Genomic DNA, 1,294 nt, shown 5'->3' with positions numbered 1-1,294 from the left:
TGGCTTTTACATGAGTGCGGGCTATCAAATCGGTGAAGCCGCTCAAATGGTGAAAAACACCAAAGGCATTCAAGAACTCTCAGACAATTATGAAAAGTTAAACAACCTTTTGACCAAATACAGCACCCTAAACACCCTTATCAAGCTCTCCTCTGACCCGAGCGCGATCAACGGGGTGCGTAACGATTTGGGCGCGAGCGCGGCTGGCTTATTAAATGACAAAAAAAATTCCCCAGCCTATCAAGCCGTGCTTTTAGCCATCAACGCGGCGGTAGGGTTTTGGAATATCGTGGGCTATGTGACGCAATGCGGCGGTAACGCTAATGGCACAGCAAGCACTTCTTCAACAACCGTCTTTGACAACGAGCCAGGGTATCGATCCACTTCCATCACTTGTTCTTTGAACAGGTATACTCCTGGATACTATGGCCCTATGAGTATTGAGAATTTTAAAAAGCTCAACGAAGCCTATCAAATCTTGCAAACGGCTTTAAAACAAGGCTTACCGACGCTGAATGAAAAGAACGGGACCGTGAGCGTAACTTATAGCTATAAATGTGCAGGAGAAAATAATAATAACTGTGATGCATTAAAGGACAACAGGAATGGCGGAACAAAAACCAAAGCCCAAACCATAGATGGCAAAACCGTGAACACCACGATCAGTTCAAAAGTTGTTGATTATAACGCACCTGGTAATACACTAGGAGCAAGCTACACTGATATTACTACCCAAATGGGAGGTGTCCCCGACAACGCGCAAGCGCTGTTAGCGCAAGCGAGCACGCTCATCAACACCATCAACGAAGCATGCCCGTTTTTCCATGCTCCTAATAATCAGACTAATGGCCCGAAGTGGGAATGGCCCTCTAACAAGCTATGCGGCGCTTTTTCAGAAGAAATCGGTGCGATCCAAAAAATGATCACGGACGCTCAAGAGATGCTCAATCAAGCGAACATCGTTAACAGCAATGAGCAATCCGCTCAAGTGGGCGCTAATAACGGCAAGCCTTTCAACCCTTTCACAGACGCTCAATTCGCTGAAGGCATGCTCAAAAACGCGCAAGCGCAAGCGCAAATGCTCAATTTAGCCAATCAAGTGGGGCAAACCATTAACCCTGATAACCTCACCGGGACCTTTAAAAACTTTGTTACAAGCTTTTTAGCCACATGCAACAACCCCTCAACAGTTGGTACTAGTGGCACACAAGGTTCACCTCCTGGCACGGTTACCACTCAAACTTTCGCTTCCGGTTGCGCGTATGTGGGAGAAACCATAACCGCTTTAAACAAC

General features: G+C 46.5%; 1 protein-coding gene. It reads left to right on the top strand.

The features are described 5' to 3' along the window. Nucleotides 1–1,294 (top strand): SabA family sialic acid-binding adhesin (locus tag QT74_RS07805; protein WP_033765914.1); only part of this gene is annotated, 1,294 nt, incomplete at both ends.

Source organism: Helicobacter pylori SA213A, from assembly GCF_000476275.1.
Lineage (GTDB): Bacteria > Campylobacterota > Campylobacteria > Campylobacterales > Helicobacteraceae > Helicobacter > Helicobacter pylori_CL.
This window is presented reverse-complemented; position numbering and strand designations above follow the sequence as displayed.